This window comes from Polaromonas glacialis, assembly GCF_000709345.1.
GTDB classification, from domain to species: Bacteria; Pseudomonadota; Gammaproteobacteria; order Burkholderiales; family Burkholderiaceae_C; genus Polaromonas; species Polaromonas glacialis.
Genome location: NZ_JMDZ01000055.1, coordinates 1 through 633 on the forward strand (window position 1 = coordinate 1; position 633 = coordinate 633).

Below are 633 nucleotides of genomic sequence, written 5' to 3' on the forward strand. Positions count from 1 at the left end.
CTCTCAAGAAACAAAACTCGCTGAGCCAGATTTTCAGGTCCCCGCCACCACTGGCGTGATTACAAAGCCCAAGTTTGTGGCCCGACGTTTGAGCGCTGCGACGCTGCGCTGGCGCTGCTGCTCTTCATAGCGCTGTTGGCCTTGATCGACAAATTCTTCTCCGCGTGTCAGCATGAAATACACCATGCGCGCCAGCTTGTGCGCCACTGCCGTGTTGGCGCTGGGCTTGTCCATGCGGGCGCACAGGCGGCGGTAATACGCGCCCAGCGCGCTGTTGCCGTGATACAGGCTCATGGCGGCCATCTTCAGTGCCTGGCGCACCCGGTTGCTCGATTGCCGAGTCCTGCTTGAAAGCACCTTGCCTCCGCTGATTTTGGTGCCCGGACACAACCCCAGCCAGGAACAGAAGTGCTTGACCGTGGGAAAGCGGCTCAGGTCGGGGCCGATTTCCGTCAGTATCTTGCTTGCCACCGTCAAGCCAAGCCCGTTGATGCGCGTGAGATCGACGCCTGCCCAGTTGGCCAGTATCTGGCGAATGTCGAAGACCTGGCGCTGCTTGCTCCCCGCGCGCGGTGCCTTGCCCAGATCGACTTGTTGCTCGCCCAGATCGCGCAGTTGCGCGTGCAACCTAGC

General features: G+C 61.1%; 1 protein-coding gene. It reads right to left on the reverse strand.

Annotated elements, in window-relative coordinates:
* Positions 1-33 precede the first annotated feature (33 nt).
* Positions 34-633: IS110 family transposase (locus EC86_RS0100300; protein ID WP_029523729.1), on the reverse strand; the 600-nt coding region annotated here is incomplete at its 5' end.